This window comes from Adlercreutzia sp. CNCM I-6215, from assembly GCF_977072315.1.
The window spans coordinates 1-14,154 of record NZ_CDRVMA010000015.1 but is presented as its reverse complement, the minus strand read 5'-3'; the positions used below and the strand labels follow the sequence as shown (position 1 = coordinate 14,154).

General features: G+C 59.9%; 17 protein-coding genes. 3 read left to right on the top strand and 14 right to left on the bottom strand.

The genetic code is table 11. The features are described 5' to 3' along the window. Positions 1-11: 11 nt before the first annotated feature. The 10 genes from rplE to rplB form a co-directional block, all read right to left on the bottom strand. Complete coding sequence (gene rplE, locus ACW4LP_RS10805; RefSeq protein WP_041714614.1) at positions 12-563, bottom strand: 50S ribosomal protein L5; 552 nt, start codon at positions 561-563, stop codon at positions 12-14. Between the two features lie 191 nt (positions 564-754). Further along, positions 755-1,090, bottom strand: a complete 336-nt coding sequence (rplX, locus tag ACW4LP_RS10800; RefSeq protein WP_022740328.1) for a 50S ribosomal protein L24 — start codon at positions 1,088-1,090, stop codon at positions 755-757. A 13-nt stretch (positions 1,091-1,103) separates the two neighbouring features. Next, positions 1,104-1,472, bottom strand: a complete 369-nt coding sequence (gene rplN, locus ACW4LP_RS10795) for a 50S ribosomal protein L14 (RefSeq protein WP_022740329.1) — start codon at positions 1,470-1,472, stop codon at positions 1,104-1,106. A gap of 50 nt (positions 1,473-1,522) precedes the next feature. Further along, complete coding sequence (rpsQ, locus tag ACW4LP_RS10790) at positions 1,523-1,783, bottom strand: 30S ribosomal protein S17 (RefSeq protein WP_016309213.1); 261 nt, start codon at positions 1,781-1,783, stop codon at positions 1,523-1,525. Positions 1,784-1,802: 19 nt separating this feature from the next. Further along, a complete protein-coding gene (gene rpmC, locus ACW4LP_RS10785) occupies positions 1,803-1,997 on the bottom strand; it encodes a 50S ribosomal protein L29 (protein WP_016309214.1) in 195 nt (64 codons plus the stop codon). Beyond that, on the bottom strand, positions 1,997-2,419 hold the full coding sequence (gene rplP / locus ACW4LP_RS10780; protein WP_016309215.1) for a 50S ribosomal protein L16: 423 nt from the start codon (positions 2,417-2,419) through the stop codon (positions 1,997-1,999). The genes rpmC and rplP overlap by 1 nt, the downstream gene beginning before the upstream one ends. Beyond that, positions 2,420-3,133 (bottom strand): 30S ribosomal protein S3, encoded by a 714-nt coding sequence (rpsC, locus tag ACW4LP_RS10775; protein ID WP_022740330.1) that lies wholly within the window; start codon positions 3,131-3,133, stop codon positions 2,420-2,422. Positions 3,134-3,138: 5 nt separating this feature from the next. Next, complete coding sequence (gene rplV, locus ACW4LP_RS10770; protein ID WP_022740331.1) at positions 3,139-3,480, bottom strand: 50S ribosomal protein L22; 342 nt, start codon at positions 3,478-3,480, stop codon at positions 3,139-3,141. Between the two features lie 19 nt (positions 3,481-3,499). Next, on the bottom strand, positions 3,500-3,772 hold the full coding sequence (gene rpsS, locus ACW4LP_RS10765) for a 30S ribosomal protein S19 (protein ID WP_022740332.1): 273 nt from the start codon (positions 3,770-3,772) through the stop codon (positions 3,500-3,502). 20 nt (positions 3,773-3,792) lie between these two features. After that, positions 3,793-4,623, bottom strand: a complete 831-nt coding sequence (gene rplB, locus ACW4LP_RS10760; RefSeq protein WP_022740333.1) for a 50S ribosomal protein L2 — start codon at positions 4,621-4,623, stop codon at positions 3,793-3,795. 610 nt (positions 4,624-5,233) lie between these two features. On the opposite strand from rplB, the gene ACW4LP_RS10755 reads away from it, so the two are divergent. After that, entirely contained in the window at positions 5,234-6,922 is a 1,689-nt protein-coding gene (locus tag ACW4LP_RS10755; RefSeq protein ID WP_173112363.1) for an FAD-dependent oxidoreductase, read from the top strand. 171 nt (positions 6,923-7,093) lie between these two features. Here the strand turns inward: ACW4LP_RS10755 and ACW4LP_RS10750 are convergent, their stop codons facing one another. Next, on the bottom strand, positions 7,094-8,503 hold the full coding sequence (locus ACW4LP_RS10750) for a LuxR family transcriptional regulator (protein WP_302234054.1): 1,410 nt from the start codon (positions 8,501-8,503) through the stop codon (positions 7,094-7,096). 111 nt (positions 8,504-8,614) lie between these two features. Then, positions 8,615-9,046 (bottom strand): DUF3362 domain-containing protein, encoded by a 432-nt coding sequence (locus ACW4LP_RS10745; RefSeq protein WP_173112355.1) that lies wholly within the window; start codon positions 9,044-9,046, stop codon positions 8,615-8,617. Between the two features lie 172 nt (positions 9,047-9,218). Between ACW4LP_RS10745 and ACW4LP_RS10740 the strand changes: the two genes are divergently transcribed. Then, positions 9,219-10,331 carry an ATP-binding protein gene (locus tag ACW4LP_RS10740; protein WP_173112352.1) on the top strand — a complete coding sequence of 371 codons (1,113 nt, stop codon included), beginning with the start codon at positions 9,219-9,221 and terminating at the stop codon, positions 10,329-10,331. Positions 10,332-10,492: 161 nt separating this feature from the next. Here ACW4LP_RS10740 and ACW4LP_RS10735 read toward each other — a convergent pair whose 3' ends face one another. Together ACW4LP_RS10735 and ACW4LP_RS10730 are read right to left on the bottom strand one after the other, a co-directional pair. Then, the gene (locus ACW4LP_RS10735) at positions 10,493-11,188 is read right to left on the bottom strand and encodes a succinate dehydrogenase/fumarate reductase iron-sulfur subunit (protein ID WP_173112349.1); all 696 of its coding nucleotides are present in this window, start codon (positions 11,186-11,188) and stop codon (positions 10,493-10,495) included. A gap of 23 nt (positions 11,189-11,211) precedes the next feature. Continuing rightward, the gene (locus ACW4LP_RS10730) at positions 11,212-13,047 is read right to left on the bottom strand and encodes an FAD-dependent oxidoreductase (protein WP_173112346.1); all 1,836 of its coding nucleotides are present in this window, start codon (positions 13,045-13,047) and stop codon (positions 11,212-11,214) included. Between the two features lie 293 nt (positions 13,048-13,340). Here ACW4LP_RS10730 and ACW4LP_RS10725 point away from each other — a divergent pair. Next, on the top strand, positions 13,341-14,154 hold an 814-nt coding region (locus ACW4LP_RS10725), incomplete at its 3' end, for a MarR family winged helix-turn-helix transcriptional regulator (RefSeq protein ID WP_451917978.1).

Sequence of the window (14,154 nt, the reverse complement as noted above, 5' to 3'; positions counted from 1 at the left end):
CCCCGGTCGGTTTACTTGCTCTTGAACGGGAACCCGAGGGCGGACAGAAGAGCGAACGCGGAATCGTTGTCGCCGGCATTGGTCACGAAGGTGATGTCCATGCCGCGGGTGCGATCGATCTTGTCGTACTCGATCTCCGGGAAGATGAGCTGCTCGGTGATGCCCAGGGTGTAGTTGCCGCGGCCGTCGAAGCTCTTCGGCGAGATGCCGCGGAAGTCGCGGACGCGCGGAAGGGCGGTAGCCAGCAGGCGATCGAGGAACTCCCACATGCGGTCGCCGCGCAGGGTCACCTTGCAGCCGATGGCCTGGCCCTCGCGCACATGGAAGCCGGCGATGGACTTCTTGGCGCGGGTCACGCAGGGCTGCTGGCCGGTGATGATGCGCATGTCGTTCATGGCGGCATCAAGCAGCTTGGAATCGCCGGCGGCAGCGCCGACGCCCATGTTCACGACGATCTTCTCCAGCTTCGGCACGCAGTTGATGTTCTTGATGCCGAGCTGCTCGACGAGCGCGGGGACGATCTCGGTCTGGTACTTCACCTTGAGGCGGGGGGTATCAGCCATCTTTCTTCAAACCTTTCTCCGATGGATTAAACGCCGGATTTCCGACCCGGCGTCCCTGGGACCTTCCCAGGGCCATGGCGCTTGCGCGCGATTGGAAATTGTCCCACAAAACGAGATACTTTCCAAGTAAAAACCGCCCGCTACACAAATTCGGTAGCAGGCGGTCTGTTCAGAGCCTTGAGTGCCTTATCTTAGGCCTCGACGGCGGGGATGTCCTTGCCGCACTTCTTGCAGACGCGGACGAGCTTGCCGTCCTCGCGGCGACGGGCCACGCGGGTGGCCTCGCCGCAGCTGGGGCACACGAGCATCACGTTGGACACGTGGATGGGCGCCTCGACGGTAGAAATGCCGCCCTGGGGGTTGGCCTGGGTCGGGCGCATGGCCTTCTTGACCATGTTCACCTTCTCCACGACAACGCGGGACTTCTCGGGCACCGAGCGCAGCACCTTGCCGGTCTTGCCGCGGTCCTTGCCGGCGATGACCTTGACGGTGTCGCCCTTGCGGATCGTCATCTTGTTCTGAGCCATTCTGACACCTCCCCTACAGCGTTTCCGGTGCCAGAGACACGATCTTCATGTACTTCTTGTCGCGCAGCTCGCGGGCGACGGGCCCGAAGATACGGGTGCCGCGCGGAGAGCCGTCGTTGTTGATGAGCACGGCGGCGTTCTGATCGAAGCGGATGTAGGAGCCGTCGGCGCGACGGACTTCCTTCTTCACGCGCACGATCACGCAACGCACGACCTCGCCCTTCTTGACGTTGCCGTTGGGCATCGCTTCCTTGACGCTGCAGATGATCACGTCACCGAGGCCCGCATAGCGGCGCTTCGAGCCGCCCAGGACCTTGATGCACTGCACCTTGCGAGCGCCGGAGTTGTCGGCCACGGCGAGCATGGATTGCATCTGAATCATGTGATGTTCCTACTTTCCTTATCAATAGTCCTCGTGCCGGAGCACTCAAACTATTTGGCCTTCTCGACGATCTTCAGCAAACGCCAGCGCTTCATCTTGGACAGCGGGCGCGTCTCCATGATCTGAACGGTGTCGCCGACGCCGGCCTCGTTGTTCTCGTCATGGGCATGGAACTTCTTGGTGGAGGTGATCATCTTCTTGTAGATGGGATGGGGCTTGCGCTCCTCGACGGCCACCACGATGGTCTTGTCGTTGGCATCGCTGACGACGACGCCCTGACGTACTTTACGCAGATTGCGCTCTTCAGTCATTTCTTGCACCTTCCTTAAGCTACGCGCTCAGCTCGCGAGCCCGCATCTCAGTCATGATGCGCGCGATGTCCTTCTTAACCTGCTTGACGCGGGCAGTGTTGTCCAGCTGGCTGGTGGCCATCTGGAAGCGAAGGTTGAACAGCTCCGCCTTGGCCTCCTTCAGCTTCACCTGCAGGTCTTCGGCAGAAAGTTCACGAATCTCTGCTGCTTTCATTATTGCTGCCCCTCCGTTTCACGAGTGACGATCTTGCACTTGATGGGCAGCTTGTTGATGGCCAGACGCAGAGCCTCGCGGGCGGTCTCGTCATCGACGCCGGCGATCTCGAACATGATGCGGCCGGGCTTCACGACAGCGACCCAGCCCTCGGGGTTGCCCTTACCGGAACCCATGCGGGTCTCGGCGGGCTTGGAGGTGATGGGCTTGTCGGGGAAGATCGTGATCCAGACCTTGCCGCCACGCTTCATGTGACGGGTCATGGCAATACGAGCTGCCTCGATCTGACGGTTGGTGATCCAGTGGGCCTCGAGGGCCTGGATGCCATACTCGCCGTGGTTCAGACGGGTGCCACCTTTGGCCTTGCCCTTCATGGAACCACGCTGCACCTTGCGGTGCTTTACGCGCTTAGGTACGAGCATTTACTTGTCACCCCTCTCGCGGCGATCATTACGACGGGAACGGTTCGGGCGGGACGAACCCTCGAGCGCGGGCTGGGGAGCCTTCTGGCCCGGCAGCACCTCGCCGTGGTACACCCACACCTGTACGCCGATGGAGCCCATGGTGGTGGCGGCGGTGGCGAAGCCGTAGTCGATCTTCGCGCGGAGGGTGTGCAGCGGCACGCGACCCTCGCGGTACCACTCGCGGCGGCTCATCTCGGCGCCGCCCAGACGACCGGAGCACTGGATGCGGATACCCTTGGCACCGGACTTCATGGCGGACTGCACGGCCTTGCGCATGGCACGGCGGAAGGCCACGCGGCCCTCGAGCTGCTCGGCCACGGACTGGGCGATGAGCTCGGCGTCCAGCTCGGGACGCTTCACCTCGACCACGTCGATGGAGACCGGGCCGTCGGCGACCTTCTCGAGCTTCTTGCGCAGAGCGTCGATCTCGGCGCCCTTCTTGCCGATGACCACGCCGGGGCGCGCCGTGGTGATGGTCACCTTGATCTTGTCGCCGGCGCGCTCGATGTCCACGCGAGACACGGAGGCACGGGCGAGCTGCTTGTCGAGAAACTTGCGGATGGCGATATCGTTCTCGAGCGTCTTGGCGTAATCCTTACCGGCGTACCAGCGGCTGCGCCAATCCTCGGTGATACCGAGGCGGAATCCGGTAGGGCTGACTTTCTGACCCATGGACCTTATGCCTCCTCTCGGGGTGCGACGACAATGGTGATGTGGCACGTGCGCTTGTTGATGCGCGACGCGGAGCCCTTGGCGCGGGGACGAATGCGCTTCAGGGTCGGGCCTTCGTCGACGTAGGCGGCCTTGACCACCAGGTTGTCGCCGCGAAGGTGATTGTTGTGCTCGGCGTTGGCCACGGCGGAGTTCAGCGTCTTTGCGACGGTCTCAGCGGCGGCGCGCTCGCAGAAAGCCAGGATCTCGCGGGCCTGGGGCACGGACTTGCCGCGAACCAGGTCGACCACGATGCGGGCCTTGCGGGGAGCGATGCGGACGTAACGCGATACTGCTTTAGTTTCCATGTAACTTCTCACCTATGCCCTATCGCTTCTTCTTGTCGGCCGCATGACCCTTGAAGGTACGGGTCGGCGAGAACTCGCCCAGCTTGTGACCAACCATGGACTCGGTAACGTAGACCGGCACGTGCTTGCGGCCATCGTACACGGCGATGGTGTGACCCACCATTTCCGGGAAGATGGTGCTCGCGCGGGACCACGTCTTGATGACTTCCTTTTCGCCGGCCGCGTTCATTGCCTCGATGCGGGCAAGAAGGCGCGGTTCTACGAAAGGACCCTTTTTCAAACTTCTGCTCACTATGACTCCTTACGATTCCGCTACTTCTTGCGACGACGGATGATGAGACGGCTCGAGGCCTTCTTCTTGTTGCGGGTGCGATGGCCCTTGGTCGGCACGCCCCAGGGGGTGACCGGGTGACGACCAGCGGACTTGTTCTTGCCCTCGCCGCCGCCGTGCGGATGGTCGACCGGGTTCATAACCGTACCGCGGACAGAGGGGCGAACGCCCATCCAGCGCTTGCGGCCGGCCTTGCCGATCTTGATGTTGGAGTGCTCGGCGTTGCCCACCTCGCCGATGGTGGCGCGGCAGGTGATGAGCACGCGGCGCATCTCGGAAGAGGGCATGCGCAGGATGGCGTAGTTGCCCTCCTTGCCCATGAGCTGAATGGAGGTACCGGCGGAACGGGCGATAGCGGCGCCCTTGCCCGGCTGCAGCTCCACGTTGTGGATCAGCGTACCGACGGGGATGTTCGCCAAAGGCAGAGCATTGCCCGGCTTGATGTCGGCTTCCGGACCGGAGACCACGATGTCGCCCACCTTCAGGCCCTTCGGGTGAATGATGTAGCGCTTCTCGCCATCAACGTAGTGCAGCAGAGCGATACGGGCCGAGCGGTTGGGATCGTACTCGATGGTGGCAACCTTGGCGGGCACGCCGTCCTTGTTGCGCTTGAAGTCGATGATGCGGTAGCGCTGCTTGTTGCCGCCGCCCTGGTGACGGGTGGTGATGCGGCCATAGCAGTTGCGACCGGCCTTCTTCGGCTTCGGGGCCAGAAGAGACTTCTCCGGCTTGGACGTGGTGATCTCCGAGAAATCGGAGACCGTCTGGAAACGTCGGCCGGGGCTCGTCGGCTTGTACTGTTTGATTCCCACAGTAACAACCTTTCTTCTTCGGACTCTCCGCGGCCGGGCTGGTAACGGCAGCCCGGGGCGAATCGCCCCTTACTTCGGATGCCCGCTCGCGCGCCTCTCCGCACACCGGGTATCCCCTACGAAAGTGGCATGGACGATTGCCGTATCGGCGCAGATGGAGGCTCTACGCTGCGACGCCGTCTTGCCACGCGCCCGGGTGTATCCATAGGCACACAGACGCAAAGAAGCATTATAGGTTTGGAAGAAGGGCGCCTCAAGAAGTTTTTTTCGAAGTCGGCAAACGCCACATTTCCCGCACATACGGGGAGAAGAGATTGCTGCTCGCATCAACCGCAAGCGCCTAATCCACACGCAGCAATGCACACCACACGACTCACGCCCCAGCCTCTCTTATCGGTGCTGCTGCATGGGGGCACGGTAGAACGCAGACAACCTTCGAGCAGCGTGCCACGACTCTTTACCTGGGCTTACTGAGATCTACCCAATAATTGCCTAGCAAAAACTTCCTCAATGATACCTAATTTTTGGGGTGTTCTCTCATTAATCGATGCAGCAGTCTTATCAAAGGTCGTTCGAAGACCTGCTCAATATCCCACCTAAAGGAGGAACTATGGAAATGCAGCGTCGACAATTCATCCAAGGAGCGGCAGCATTGGGGGCTGGCGCGCTTGTGGCAAGCCTTACTGGTTGCGCTACGGGGCCATCTACTAGCATGTCCGACACGGGCACGGATACCGCGACCAGCGGGGGCGCGGAAATTCCTCAAGGCTTTGCTGCCGAAGACTTCGAGGAATCTGCCGTTATCCTCGAGCCTATCACCGATTTCGTCAAAGAGCACACTTACGATATCGTGGTCGTAGGAGCCGGTACCGCAGGCCTACCTGCCGTGCTGACCGCTTTGGAGGAGGGCGCCACTGTTGCCTGTCTCCAGAAGGAGTCTACCGCCATCTCGCAAGGCTGCGCTGGAGCGGGAGCCTGCCTGCAGGAAAGTACCGAACTGGGCATCAAGCGATTCATGTCAACCTATGCCGAGCTATGCGAGTATCGCGTCAACTACGAGCTCTTGAAGACCTATGTCGAGCATTCCGGCGAGACGATTATGTGGATCAGCAGGCAGGCGCAAGAGGCGGGTTACCCTAATGCCAAAAACTCCTCAGAGGTGTTCGAATATGGCGAGGGCGCACAGGTTCTCTATATTAAGAACGACTCGGCCGTAAAACCCGAAAGCAACCTGCAGTTAATTCAGGCGCTTGCAGCCATGGCTGAAGACAGAGGAGCCGACTTCTATTATTCAACCCCCGGCGTACAGCTCATAAAAGACAGTGAAGGCTCCGTGACCGGCGTAGTCGGTCAAACGTCTGACGGGTTCGAACTTTTTAACGCCACTAAAGCAGTCATCTTGGCCACAGGCGATTATCAGAACAACTCGAGCATGGTCGATCGGTTCTCGCCTGACCTTTCCCGCTTCGCGCGAAAGCAAGTCAACAAAACGGGCGACGGCATTTTGATGTCAGCAATGGCAGGCGGACACATTACTCCCGTGCATCACAGCCGCCAGATGCATGATTTCGATTCGGGCCCTATGCCCGATGAGCCCTTCCTGTGCGTCAACGAAAACGGCGACCGCTTTATGGATGAATCAATGCCATCAACGAGCGCCGTCAATATCCTGCGCTTCCAAGACGCTGCAGATCCAGGAAAGTATTCCATGATCTTCGACAGCAACTATCAAACCCAGGTGACTGACTGGGGCGGCCGTCCAGCCGACGAAGCCAAATTGCGTCAATATGTTCCAGGCGAAGGCGGCGGTGAAGGGGTAGTGGAGAGCCTCATTGATACTCACTACGCCGATACCCTTGATGAACTAGCAGATAAATTAGGGATTCCAGCTGCCAACCTCATAGCATCTGTCGAGCGATACAACGAGCTGGCAAAATCCGGCGTTGATGTCGACTTCGGCAAAGATCAGGCCTATTTGAAGCCCATCGATACCCCTCCGTTCTGGGGCCGTCATCGCTGGATTCGCATTACTGCCACCTGTGGTGGCATTGCCGTAAATGGAAACTACCAAGTCATCGACAGCCAGAACGAGCCCATCCCTGGATTGTACGCCACGGGCTTCGGCGCAGGAGATCTCTGCGGAGCCGCCGACTGGAGCATTTATTGGGCGGGCATGTCGGTCGGCTCATGCATGAACTCAGGACGCGTTGCGGCGCTGCATGCCATTACGGGCGCCCTTGAACCTTCCCACCCAGCAGAGTGGGACGAGTTTAAAGAAACATACACGGCGTCCAAGTAGAATACCCTCCCCTTTGCAGAGGGAGCCTCTCAGAGGCTCCCTCTGTTCTGTCTCGAGGCACAACGCAGGATAGAGCCTATAGAGCACATTGAGCATTTCCGCGCTCGCAGTTAACCACTTACGATCCCCCGCGCTCAGCGATCGAACGTCTCGTCTCGTGATATTGCGAGCTTATTCGCCAATACGACAGTTCACGAGGTCAATAAGCTCCTGCTTTGAATGCACGTTCAGCTTCGCGTAAATATTGCGCGTGTGTGAGAGCACGGTTTGCGGAGAGATGACCAAGACCTCGGCAATCTTTTTATAGTTGTTTCCCTTATACAGCAACGCGCATACCTCTCGCTCGCGCTGCGTGAGGAGGTAGGTACAGGACAGTTCGTCTAACGCAGCTTGCGGATCGAGCAAAAGCGACTGTTGTCCTCCTTTGCCCTGCTTCTTTAATTGAGAATAGTACTTTTCATAGGTAAGAACAATTAACGTCAGACCGATAAGAGCAAGCGCAGCCATGAGTAGCATCGACTCGCGTGCAACTTGAAACAGGGATGGAAAAACAGCAGCCACCCAAGGGACAAATACGTAAGTAACGGCCGACGAAAGCGTTTCAGTAGCAATGAAGAGCAGCATGTAGCGACTTGGTTGCCCTTTAGAGGCGGCTAAATCCGCCAAGGATAGGAAAAGCAGCAAGGTGAAACAAGTCCTCGCTGCAACGAACAGGCCCGATCCAAGAAAACCAGAAGCAGACACCATCCCGAACAATCCCATGAAATATAAAAGCGATACGACAGCCCAGAGAAGATTAAGCGCCAATTCATCGTTTCTCATGGCGATGAAGATCGCCACCACAACGGCCGCGCACCCAAAGGATGCAAGGGTAACGGATAGCGAGCCGCCCACGGATGGAGTCGAACTCGCACCTTCCGCATAACTCATGCCCCGAACGAGACCGCCAACAAGCAAGTAGGCAATCACGAGAGCCATAAAGCGACCTTTTTCATGCAAGACAGCTTCGTCAGCCGACGGTTTGTCGGAGGCGGAAAGCATATCAGCCGCCTTCCATAGTGCCAAAGAGGATACGAGCGGCCCCGCAAAAGGCAGCACAAAGCAAAACGGCTCGGGAGATAGATCGACCAGAGAAACCAAGGTTGCGAGGGCAAAAGAAATCGCCACGCTGACAATGACGCGCCGAGACAACCTCTCGGAAACGAGCGTCCCCCATCCCCACGCAAGCCCACAAAGCAGAGCGGCATAGCAAACCGCCTTTCCGAGAGCGACGGCAGGAGGACTCTCAGAACCCAAGATGCCAGCGACCAGCCCCAGTACCGCGGAGATGCCGCCTACAAAAACGAGTATCCAGGCATGCCTAACCACGATTCTGGAAAAAAAGCCTTGCGCAAGAGCATCAGCAAGCGCAACGGCGAGCGCTAGCACCACGGCCGCAAGATAGGGGCCAGGCAGCCCAGCTCCAGTTTCCACAGGAGCGAAAAAAAGAGCAATGTGACCACGCCTGAGCAACAGCCAAAAGAAGCTCATTCCCAATGATATCAAGGCGGGCAGCTGCCATTTGCGCAAATTTGAGCCCATCCGTCACCACCTCCCTTGATTAAGTATTCTCAGTATAGCGCTCACGTCAAGAGCTGACGCGTTCTCGAAAGAAAAGACGTGCTCGGGCGTAGGCGGCACTTTTCGATAAGCCTACGCAGCAACTCCCGCGCGCGCCCACAACGCTACCCCAACTGCTACCACATTTTCTCGCTGCAATGCAGAGCAGCGGCTATGATGTACCGACAATAACGCGAGAGAGCATGAAGGGAGGTTCGCCATAGCTACGTTGGGCATTGGCCAAGTCGTAAAGCTGGATGACAAAATGGCCGACACTATTGCTTGCGCGACAACGACGTCGCCTTCTTCCCCAAGAACTACGCTATCGACAACGAGATCCTCGGTGAAAGCCGAACCTATTTTACCGTTGACACGGACGAATACGAACAGGGGCGGCTTGCGATTCTCGCGTTCTTCACTCCGACTATCTCGACAACAGGCTGCTCTTTCGAGGCCCGTGTAGTACATGCAGGTGGAAATGGCGGGCGGCGTGGGGTGAAAGTCCTGCACCTGCTCGGGGGCCATGCGAAGCCGGCCAGAAACGTGACGGCCCAGGGCTCGGCCGCCTTGCGTTCGCTGAACCGAAACGCCGTCGCCCCTGCCGTCCTCGTTCGGACTTCTACTTGCTAACTTTCCTAACAAATGCTAACTTTACTAAAAATTGCTAACTTTGCTAACACAGCGCAAGGAGATACCCATGGATGAACCAGCTGAAAACCCCTTCACGCCCATCTTCGGCAAGATTCCCGCCTATATGGCCGGCCGCACCGACTTGGTGGACGAGATGGATTTCGCCCTCAAGGGCAGCGGCAACGATCCAGCTCTTGTCTCTGTTTTCGTGGGTGCTCGAGGCGCCGGCAAGACAGCGCTTCTCTCGCTCTTCGCAAATATGGCCGAAGAGAACGGCTGGGTGTCCGCCAGGGTAACATCCTCTCCTGATATGCTTGAGGAAATCCTCTTACGTATCAACCGGGGCGCTTCTCACCTTATCGATGGCACCCCCAAGCGCAAACTTGCCTCGGTGAGCATTGCTCCTATCGGATCTCTATCTTGGGATAACCGAGAAGATGCCAAAACCAGTTGGCGCACAAGGATGGACGATGTACTCGACCAGCTTGAGGAAGCTGGAGTCGGACTCGTTGTGACTATCGATGAGGTCGATCCCGATCTTGACGAAATGACCACCCTCGTAACGGCCTTCCAGCATTTTCTCGATGAAAACCGCAAAGTCGCCCTTCTGATGGCTGGCCTCCCCTATGGCCTCACCGCACTCTTGGCTGGGAAGACCACATCGTTTTTACGTCGCGCGACCCGGCACGATCTCGCTTCGATCAGCGACTACGAAGTGGCAGAGGCTTTCCGCATTACCATGGAGAAGGGAGGGAAAGCTCTTGACGACGAGGCCTTGACTGTTGCTGTTGAGGCCATCGGTGGCTTTCCCTACATGTTCCAGCTCCTCGGCTATCGAGCCTGGAATCTCGCCTCGGATCGGACCCAGGTCACGGCAGCCGATATTCGCAGCGCTGCGGCCATCGCCCAGCGGGAACTGGAAGAGCGCGTTTACGAGGCGACTTATTACGAGCTAACCGAGGCCGACCGAGCATTCCTAACGGCCATGCTGGAAGACTCTCGGACGACGAAGCAAGCCGCCCTCGCCAAGAGGCTCGGTAAGCAGTCTGGCCACGTGTCCCGGTACAAGAAGCGCCTATTGAAGCAGGGCATTATTAGCGAGAGGGCCAAAGGGCAGCTCGAATTCTGTCTGCCAGGCTTCCGAGAGTTCTTCGCCGCTCGCGAAGCCGAGGTAGATTAACAGAGCGTGCGGAGAGCGCTCGCTTAAGAACCGCTGGCACAGAGCTTTTCGATACGCCAATCGAAAAGCGGCGGGCGCGGCCGTGTGGTCGCGCCCGCCGCTGCAAGCAAGAGGGGGCCTTCCGGTGGGAGGGAGGGTCGGAAGGCCCCGGAGGGGATGGCTTAGGCTTCCTCGACGATGAGGCCGCGCTCGGTGGCGGCGTCGCGCAGCTTCTGCCAGATGGTCAGGTGGTCGATCTCCAGCTGGTTGCACAGCGTCGTGCAGGTGCCGCACATGGTGCAGTCCCACAGGCCGCCCTGGACGGCCTCGACGACGCGGTCGGCCTGGTCGTAGGCGTCGAAGTGGCGGAAGGCCACGGCCAGCATGTGCGAGGGGCCGATGTACTCGGGGTTGGTGGCGCGGGCCGGGCAGCCGGCGGTGCACACCTGGCAGCGGGCGCAGTAGTTGATGCCGAACAGCTCCGCCTCGTGCTCCATGTTGTACTCCTGGAGGTCGGCCTCGGTCAGCGGGGCGACGCGCACACGCTTGTAGGTCTCGGCGATGCGGGCCTGCACCTGGCTCTTGTCCACGATGAGGTCCTTGATAACCGGCACACCCTCCAAGGGCTCGACGGTGTGGTTGCCGTCATCGATGGGCTCGACGCAGGCCAGCACCGGCTTGCCGTCCATCATCATGGCACAGCGGCCGCACATGCGCCCGCGGCAGGAGAAGTCGAAGGCCAGCGGTTCTTCGTTCTCGTGCACGTACACCAACGCCTGCAGAAGAGTCATGTACTCGTCGTCGTGGGGCACCTCGTAGGTCACGTCGTAGGGCGCGTTGTCCTTCGAGGGATCGTAGCGCTTGATAGTGAGCTTCATAGCGTATTCTCCTTCTTACTTAACTAGTAGGGAATCTTCTCGTAGGACAGGGTGCCGTCCTCGGCGCGAGTGTAGGCCAGCGCGCACTTCCAGTTCGCATCGTCGGTCTCGGGGTATTCGGGGCGAATCAGCGCGTCGCGGCTTTCCTCGCGGGCAAGGGAAGCCTCCACGGAAAGGCGCGCGATGTCGAGCAGGTTGACAACCTCGATGGCGTCCTTCCAGTCGGCATTGCTGACGAGGCTGTCATCGGCGCAGGCCATCTTGGGAATGTCCTCGTTCATGATGCGGTCGAGCTCGGCCTTGGCCGTCTCAAGCACCTCGACAGATCGGCTCGGACGCCCCGACTCGGCGCAGGCGTGCTGGATGTTGCGGCGCACCGTGATGGGACGCAGCGAACCCTCGATCTGGCGGGTGCGCAGATCCTCCAAGCGCTCGATCTCAGCGGCAACGCCCTCGTAGGTTACGGCCTCGGACTCCTCGTAGGTCGCCAGGTACTCGAGCGCCTTCTTCATGGCGTAGCGGCCCATACGGCGGTTGGTGATGTTCATCATGCCGCCCTCGCTGCCGGCGTTGGCACGCACGCAGAACAGGCCCTCGGCATCGACGCACATGGCGTTCTCGTCGGTGATGGGCTCTCCGCCATGCTCGTACATCTCGGGCACGACCTCCACGGGCTGCTCGGTGAAGTCGAAGCCGAACTTCTCCTTCAGCAGGGCCGCGTTGCGCTGGTACATCCAGCGCATGGTGGAAAGCGACTCGGGCTTGCAGTCCAGGTACACTCCGCCGTTTTCCGTGCCTTTGCCGGCGTCCACGACGATGCTCACAGCCTGGATAACACCGGCCTGGGTACCCAAAAGCTCCTTTTCGGCGATCTCCGGGTAGTCCTTCAGATAGGTGCCGTCCACATCCATGAGGTCGCCGGAGTGCACGCTGTCGGCACCCACCATGGAGCCCTCGGAGGCGGTGAAGCTGCGGGGGAAGACGCCCATCATGTCGTAGCTGCCGAACTCGGCGTTGGCGATCTTGCCGCCGTGGCGCAGGAGTGCCATCTCAACGTCAGCCGTGTTGTCGCACACGTTGTTCGTCGTGGGCGAGGTGGAGTTCCAACCGTAGAACTGGGTGCAGCCGCCCGCGGCAGTCAGCGTTACCTTGGCGCGGTAGACGCGGTACTCGCCCGTGGGAAGATGCAGGCCCACGGCGCCCAGGCAGCGGCCGTCCTCGATGATGAGGTCGGTGATCATCGTGCGATCGTGCACGGTCACGTAGTCCTTGGCGCGGAAGTGGTCGGACCAGTGACGCGTCATGGAGTGCTCGAAACCGCGAGTCGTCGGGAAGTCGTAGATGTAGTTCGGCGTGCCGTCTTCCTTGCGGTCCGAGAGGATCTCACCCCAGTTAGCGCACACCACATCGGGATTCACCTCAACCTCGTTCTGGACGCCGGTCTTCGCGTAGAGGGCCTCGTTGCGGATCTTCTTTGTGCCAGGCACCTCCTCCTCCGTCTCGTAGTACGCACCGGGCACCCAAGTGTTCATGATGTCGAAATTCATGCCGAAGGCACCGCCGAAGCCGTAGGGAGCTTTGTCGACCACGAGCACGTTCTGACCCACCTTGCACGCCTCGTTCATGGCGAAGCTGGCTCCGTAGCCACCGCCGATCATAAGGATGTCGGTGTCGTAGACCGCGTAGGGCACCCGGGCCGCGACCGTCTCATTGTCGCCGCCGGTGTTGGCCATCTCCTGCTGGGGCGCGCAGCCGGCCATGCCGGCGAACGCGACCACGCCGGCGGTGAGCCCGCCGAGCTTGAAGAACGAGCGACGATCCATGCCGCCGCTCACCTTCTCCTCTTCGTAGTTCCCCATCCCTCTCTCCTTTCGTGTGGGGTCTTAACGGGGAAAAGATTAGGGGCTGCGACCGGCGGCAGCAAAAGTTGGTTTGCCGGAGTAATTGTTGACAAGGCGAAGAGGCACCTTGCGGGGACTCCCTCCCCCTTGTCGCGGCGCCCTTAAGAGCACCGCGACATTGGAAGTGGACGAAAGAGCTCGGGGCAACCCCAGCAACTTGTGGCTTCCCACAACAGTTGCAATTTCGGAACAACTCGACACGTCCGTCCCATCCGCGATACCATGATCCCGTCCAAGAACAAGGAGGGGCAATGGAACATGGGGGCACGGCCATGGCGGACGCCTTCGCCGCGGAGGTTGTCTTCGACCGATGGCTAGGACGCGTTGTGCACCGCCTTCGCGCGAGCCGCGTCGCCACGCTCAACCAATTTTGGGTCTTGCTGCTCGTCGACATTCATCACGATGTATCCATTCGTTCGGTGGCAGACCGGCTGGAGATCAGCTACACCACCCTCGCCGAATGCATCGACGAGCTGTGCCGAGCCGGAGCCTTGAGCAAGACAACCGACGAGGACGACCGGCGCGCCACGAGGCTTTCCGTCACCCCCCAAGGCCGGCGGCTCACAGAGAGCATTGATCGGGAGCTGATCGCCGTGGCCAAACAGGCCCTTTCCCTTCTTTCCGGCACCTCAAGGACGCAGGCCATGCACCTCCTCTATGACGCCTGCCTCCGCCTCAACAAAAAGCGGCTGGCGGGCAACCTCGTGCGGGGCGACAGCGCCTTCTTCATCGTGTGCCAGCAGGTCTCACTGGAATTCTCCCGCATCTGCAGGCAGAGTCTCGTAACGCCCCAGCAGGGGCATCTCCTTCTAGCCCTTGGCCGCACGGGCCCGATGACGGGAAGGGAGATTCGCGACGCCCTCGACTACGACGCGCCGATGCTATCGAAAATCGCGGCGAAGCTGTCCGACGCCGGGCTTATCACGAAAGAGATCGGCAACAACAGGCGAGAAAGGCTCTACGCCTTGACGTCCCTCGGCCTGCAGTGCGCCTCGCTCATCGCCGAGGGCACCGAGGAGATGCTGCGGCAGCTGTTCGGCGACGACTACGGCACCGAGACCTACC

Excerpts from the sequence above, each read along its gene's own strand:
- rplE (WP_041714614.1), bottom strand. The coding sequence starts at position 563 with ATGGCTGATACCCCCCGCCTCAAGGTGAAGTACCAGACCGAGATCGTC.
- rplX (WP_022740328.1), bottom strand. The coding sequence starts at position 1,090 with ATGGCTCAGAACAAGATGACGATCCGCAAGGGCGACACCGTCAAGGTC.
- rplN (WP_022740329.1), bottom strand. The coding sequence starts at position 1,472 with ATGATTCAGATGCAATCCATGCTCGCCGTGGCCGACAACTCCGGCGCT.
- rpsQ (WP_016309213.1), bottom strand. The coding sequence starts at position 1,783 with ATGACTGAAGAGCGCAATCTGCGTAAAGTACGTCAGGGCGTCGTCGTC.
- rpmC (WP_016309214.1), bottom strand. The coding sequence starts at position 1,997 with ATGAAAGCAGCAGAGATTCGTGAACTTTCTGCCGAAGACCTGCAGGTG.
- rplP (WP_016309215.1), bottom strand. The coding sequence starts at position 2,419 with ATGCTCGTACCTAAGCGCGTAAAGCACCGCAAGGTGCAGCGTGGTTCC.
- rpsC (WP_022740330.1), bottom strand. The coding sequence starts at position 3,133 with ATGGGTCAGAAAGTCAGCCCTACCGGATTCCGCCTCGGTATCACCGAG.
- rplV (WP_022740331.1), bottom strand. The coding sequence starts at position 3,480 with ATGGAAACTAAAGCAGTATCGCGTTACGTCCGCATCGCTCCCCGCAAG.
- ACW4LP_RS10755 (WP_173112363.1), top strand. The coding sequence starts at position 5,234 with ATGGAAATGCAGCGTCGACAATTCATCCAAGGAGCGGCAGCATTGGGG.
- ACW4LP_RS10750 (WP_302234054.1), bottom strand. The coding sequence starts at position 8,503 with ATGGGCTCAAATTTGCGCAAATGGCAGCTGCCCGCCTTGATATCATTG.
- ACW4LP_RS10745 (WP_173112355.1), bottom strand. The coding sequence starts at position 9,046 with ATGGCCCCCGAGCAGGTGCAGGACTTTCACCCCACGCCGCCCGCCATT.
- ACW4LP_RS10740 (WP_173112352.1), top strand. The coding sequence starts at position 9,219 with ATGGATGAACCAGCTGAAAACCCCTTCACGCCCATCTTCGGCAAGATT.
- ACW4LP_RS10735 (WP_173112349.1), bottom strand. The coding sequence starts at position 11,188 with ATGAAGCTCACTATCAAGCGCTACGATCCCTCGAAGGACAACGCGCCC.
- ACW4LP_RS10730 (WP_173112346.1), bottom strand. The coding sequence starts at position 13,047 with ATGGGGAACTACGAAGAGGAGAAGGTGAGCGGCGGCATGGATCGTCGC.